At 53.2% G+C, this 5585-nt stretch carries 2 tRNA genes and 3 rRNA genes; all 5 read left to right on the forward strand.

Going from position 1 to position 5585, the window contains the following annotated elements:
- The first annotated feature begins 182 nt into the window (after window positions 1-182).
- The 5 genes from FAZ21_RS19740 (at window position 183) to rrf (ending at window position 5536) form a co-directional block, all read left to right on the forward strand.
- Window positions 183-1716 (forward strand): 16S ribosomal RNA (locus tag FAZ21_RS19740).
- A gap of 209 nt (window positions 1717-1925) precedes the next feature.
- A tRNA-Ile gene (locus tag FAZ21_RS19745) sits at window positions 1926-2002 on the forward strand.
- Window positions 2003-2036: 34 nt separating this feature from the next.
- Window positions 2037-2109 (forward strand) — tRNA-Ala (locus FAZ21_RS19750).
- Between the two features lie 253 nt (window positions 2110-2362).
- Window positions 2363-5253 (forward strand): 23S ribosomal RNA (locus FAZ21_RS19755).
- Between the two features lie 170 nt (window positions 5254-5423).
- Window positions 5424-5536: ribosomal RNA gene (gene rrf / locus FAZ21_RS19760) — 5S ribosomal RNA — on the forward strand.
- Together the 16S, 23S and 5S rRNA genes with 2 tRNA genes alongside form the textbook arrangement of a ribosomal RNA operon.
- Window positions 5537-5585 lie beyond the last annotated feature (49 nt).

Below are 5585 nucleotides of genomic sequence, written 5' to 3' on the forward strand. Positions count from 1 at the left end.
GCGAAACGAAGAGTTTAGCAGGTTTCAAAAGCGCAGTGTCCGAAGCAACCGATCTTTAACAAATTACAGCCGATGCGTGTGAGTGCTTGGTCTTCGACGACAAGTGCTCATGCGATTGAAAAAGAACCAGAGATGGTTTCTTTGAGAAAGTACGAGCCAAAGTACGAAATAGCACAGAGATTGAACGAAAGAGTTTGATCCTGGCTCAGATTGAACGCTGGCGGCATGCTTTACACATGCAAGTCGAACGGTAACGCGGGCTTCGGCCTGGCGACGAGTGGCGAACGGGTGAGTAATGCATCGGAACGTGCCTGATAGTGGGGGATAGCCCGGCGAAAGCCGGATTAATACCGCATACGACCTGAGGGTGAAAGTGGGGGACCGTAAGGCCTCACGCTATCAGAGCGGCCGATGTCGGATTAGCTAGTTGGTGGGGTAAGAGCCCACCAAGGCGACGATCCGTAGCGGGTCTGAGAGGACGACCCGCCACACTGGGACTGAGACACGGCCCAGACTCCTACGGGAGGCAGCAGTGGGGAATCTTGGACAATGGGCGCAAGCCTGATCCAGCAATGCCGCGTGGGTGAAGAAGGCCTTCGGGTTGTAAAGCCCTTTTGTCAGGGAGCAAATCCTTGGTGTGAATAGCGCCTGGGGATGAGAGTACCTGAAGAATAAGGACCGGCTAACTACGTGCCAGCAGCCGCGGTAATACGTAGGGTCCAAGCGTTAATCGGAATTACTGGGCGTAAAGCGTGCGCAGGTGGCTTGTTAAGACCGATGTGAAATCCCCGGGCTCAACCTGGGAACTGCATTGGTGACTGGCTCGCTAGAGTGCGGCAGAGGGGGGTGGAATTCCACGTGTAGCAGTGAAATGCGTAGAGATGTGGAGGAACACCGATGGCGAAGGCAACCCCCTGGGCTGACACTGACACTCATGCACGAAAGCGTGGGGAGCAAACAGGATTAGATACCCTGGTAGTCCACGCCCTAAACGATGTCTACTAGTTGTTGGGGTTTTCGAACCTTAGTAACGCAGCTAACGCGGGAAGTAGACCGCCTGGGGAGTACGGCCGCAAGGTTAAAACTCAAAGGAATTGACGGGGGCCCGCACAAGCGGTGGATGATGTGGATTAATTCGATGCAACGCGAAAAACCTTACCTAGCCTTGACATGTACGGAACCCTTTAGAGATAGAGGGGTGCCTTCGGGAGCCGTAACACAGGTGCTGCATGGCTGTCGTCAGCTCGTGTCGTGAGATGTTGGGTTAAGTCCCGCAACGAGCGCAACCCTTGCCACTAGTTGCTACCATTCAGTTGAGCACTTTAGTGGGACTGCCGGTGACAAACCGGAGGAAGGTGGGGATGACGTCAAGTCCTCATGGCCCTTATGGCTAGGGCTTCACACGTCATACAATGGTCGGTACAGAGGGCCGCGAAGCCGCGAGGTGGAGCCAATCCCATAAAACCGATCGTAGTCCGGATTGCACTCTGCAACTCGAGTGCATGAAGTCGGAATCGCTAGTAATCGCGGATCAGCATGTCGCGGTGAATACGTTCCCGGGCCTTGTACACACCGCCCGTCACACCATGGGAGTGGGTTCTACCAGAAGTAGCTAGGCTAACCCTCGGGAGGCCGGTTACCACGGTAGGATTCATGACTGGGGTGAAGTCGTAACAAGGTAGCCGTAGGGGAACCTGCGGCTGGATCACCTCCTTTCAGAGATAGTCTTAGGTCAAGCATTCACACTCATCGGCTGTAGGTTAAGGATACGGAGAACTGGGTCATGGACTTGGGTGGCGTAATTATTTGATTACGGCAACTGAGTAAGTGAACCGGGGAAGGAACTGGGTCAGTAGCTCAGACGGCGTAGATTATCTAATTGGGTGATTTACGGTGACTGGGTGGATGAGCCGGGAGAAGGAACTGGGTCAGTAGCTCAGTCGGTTAGAGCACCGTCTTGATAAGGCGGGGGTCATAGGTTCGATTCCTATCTGACCCACCATTGGTATTTGGATGGGAAGCCAGTTTTATCCGATGGGGGCATAGCTCAGTTGGGAGAGCACCTGCTTTGCAAGCAGGGGGTCGTCGGTTCGATCCCGTCTGCCTCCACACGCCTCGCGGCGAGCAAGCTGGAAGGACTCAGAATCAAATGCGTTCGATCGACAGGTCGAGCGGATTTCATTCTGACTGCTTCAGTTGGACGAGTAAAACACTCTGTATCTGATCTTTAACAAGATAGAAGAAGCAAGACTCAAATTTAGTTTTAAATTGGGTTTGATTGTATCGAGACTGGATTCTGTAACAGGAAAACAGCGTCGCAAACATGCTTATAGCCTGAAACACATCGTGTTTGAGGTTATAGGATCAAGCGAATAAGTGCATCTGGTGGATGCCTTGGCGATCACAGGCGATGAAGGACGTGGCAGCCTACGAAAAGCTGCGGGGAGCTGGCAAACGAGCTTTGATCCGCAGATGTCCGAATGGGGAAACCCACCTCTATTGAGGTATCCGCACCTGAATACATAGGGTGTGCGAAGCGAACCGGGAGAACTGAAACATCTAAGTACCCCGAGGAAAAGAAATCAACCGAGATTCCCAAAGTAGTGGCGAGCGAAATGGGAAGAGCCTGTACGTGATAGCGGTAGTCTTAATAGAACGGTATGGAAAGGCCGGCCATAGCGGGTGATAGCCCCGTATATGAAAAGACCATCGTGGTACTAAGCGTACGACAAGTAAGGCGGGACACGAGAAATCCTGTCCGAAGATGGGGGGACCATCCTCCAAGGCTAAATACTCGTGATCGACCGATAGTGAACCAGTACCGTGAGGGAAAGGCGAAAAGAACCCCGGGAGGGGAGTGAAATAGAACCTGAAACCGGATGCATACAAACAGTGGGAGCCTCCTCGTGGGGTGACTGCGTACCTTTTGTATAATGGGTCAGCGACTTACGTTCAGTAGCGAGCTTAACCGAATAGGGGAGGCGTAGGGAAACCGAGTCCGAATAGGGCGAACAGTTGCTGGGCGTAGACCCGAAACCGAGTGATCTATCCATGGCCAGGATGAAGGTGCGGTAACACGCACTGGAGGTCCGAACCCACTAGTGTTGCAAAACTAGGGGATGAGCTGTGGATAGGGGTGAAAGGCTAAACAAACTCGGAAATAGCTGGTTCTCCCCGAAAACTATTTAGGTAGTGCCTCAAGTATCACTTGCGGGGGTAAAGCACTGTTATGGCTAGGGGGTCATCGCGACTTACCAAACCATTGCAAACTCTGAATACCGCAAAGTGCGAGCTTGGGAGACAGACATCGGGTGCTAACGTCCGGTGTCAAGAGGGAAACAACCCAGACCGCCGTCTAAGGTCCCAAATGATCAATTAAGTGGAAAACGAGGTGGGAAGGCACAGACAGCCAGGATGTTGGCTTAGAAGCAGCCATCATTTAAAGAAAGCGTAATAGCTCACTGGTCGAGTCGTCCTGCGCGGAAGATGTAACGGGGCTCAAATTGATAACCGAAGACGCGGATATGTGTTTACACATATGGTAGGGGAGCGTTCCGTAGGCCTGTGAAGGTGTGGTGTGAACCATGCTGGAGGTATCGGAAGTGCGAATGCTGACATGAGTAGCGTTAAAACGAGTGAAAAGCTCGTTCACCGAAAGCCCAAGGTTTCCTACGCAACGTTAATCGGCGTAGGGTGAGTCGGCCCCTAAGGCGAGGCTGAAAAGCGTAGTCGATGGGAAACAGGTTAATATTCCTGTACCGATTCTGAGTGCGATGTGGGGACGGAGAAGGGTAGGTCAGCCGGGTGTTGGATGTCCCGGTTCAAGCGTGTAGGTGGGGGATTTAGGCAAATCCGGATCCCTGTTAACACTGAGGCGTGATAACGAGGGCCCATTGGGCCTGAAGTGATTGATCCCATGCTTCCAGGAAAAGCCACTAAGCTTCAGCTCAGAATTGACCGTACCGCAAACCGACACTGGTGGGCAGGATGAGAATTCTAAGGTGCTTGAGAGAACTCAGGAGAAGGAACTCGGCAAATTGACACCGTAACTTCGGGAGAAGGTGTGCCGCAGTAGCGTGAAGCGACTAGCTCGTGGAGCGTGACGCGGTTGCAGTGAAAAGGTGGCTGCGACTGTTTATCAAAAACACAGCACTCTGCCAAGACGAAAGTCGACGTATAGGGTGTGACGCCTGCCCGGTGCCGGAAGGTTAAGTGATGGGGTGCAAGCTCTTGATCGAAGCCCCGGTAAACGGCGGCCGTAACTATAACGGTCCTAAGGTAGCGAAATTCCTTGTCGGGTAAGTTCCGACCCGCACGAATGGCGTAACGATGGCCACACTGTCTCCTCCTGAGACTCAGCGAAGTTGAAGTGTTTGTGAAGATGCAATCTCCCCGCTGCTAGACGGAAAGACCCCGTGAACCTTTACTGTAGCTTTGCATTGGACTTTGAACGGACTTGTGTAGGATAGGTGGGAGGCTTTGAAGCGTGGACGCTAGTCTGCGTGGAGCCGTCCTTGAAATACCACCCTGGTGCGTTTGAGGTTCTAACCTAGGTCCATCAACTGGATCGGGGACCGTGCATGGTAGGCAGTTTGACTGGGGCGGTCTCCTCCCAAAGTGTAACGGAGGAGCTCGAAGGTCACCTAGGTACGGTCGGACATCGTACTGATAGTGTAATGGCACAAGGTGGCTTGACTGCGAGACCGACAAGTCGAGCAGGTGCGAAAGCAGGACATAGTGATCCGGTGGTTCTGTATGGAAGGGCCATCGCTCAACGGATAAAAGGTACTCCGGGGATAACAGGCTGATTCCGCCCAAGAGTTCACATCGACGGCGGAGTTTGGCACCTCGATGTCGGCTCATCACATCCTGGGGCTGTAGCCGGTCCCAAGGGTATGGCTGTTCGCCATTTAAAGTGGTACGTGAGCTGGGTTCAAAACGTCGTGAGACAGTTTGGTCCCTATCTGCAGTGGGCGTTGGAAGTTTGAGGGGGGCTGCTCCTAGTACGAGAGGACCGGAGTGGACGCACCTCTGGTGTACCGGTTGTCACGCCAGTGGCATCGCCGGGTAGCTAAGTGCGGAAGAGATAACCGCTGAAAGCATCTAAGCGGGAAACTTGCCTCAAGATGAGACTTCCCTGGGGATTTAATCCTCCTGAAGGGTCGTTCGAGACCAGGACGTTGATAGGTCGGGTGTGGAAGCGCAGTAATGCGTTAAGCTAACCGATACTAATTGCCCGTGAGGCTTGATCCTATAACCTGAGCCACGATGGTTTGGGTGTGTGATGGGTGTGTGAGCACCGATCGATGAATCGAATCCAAGAGTTAAGACAGATTTGAGTGGGTGGCGCGAGCGCGGCCTGCATTGCTTCTTCTATCGAATTGTGAGTTATGACGAAATACAGTCGTGACTTCAGAGTTACGTCTGGCGACCATAGCGAGTTGGCCCCACGCCTTCCCATCCCGAACAGGACCGTGAAACGACTTAGCGCCGATGATAGTGCGGGTTCCCGTGTGAAAGTAGGTCATCGCCAGACACCTTATGCAGACCCCCGAGACCGCAAGGCTCGGGGGTTTTTGCTTTGG

The sequence above is a fragment of the Chitiniphilus eburneus genome (assembly GCF_005048205.1).
In the GTDB taxonomy this organism is placed as follows: Bacteria; Pseudomonadota; Gammaproteobacteria; order Burkholderiales; family Chitinibacteraceae; genus Chitiniphilus; species Chitiniphilus eburneus.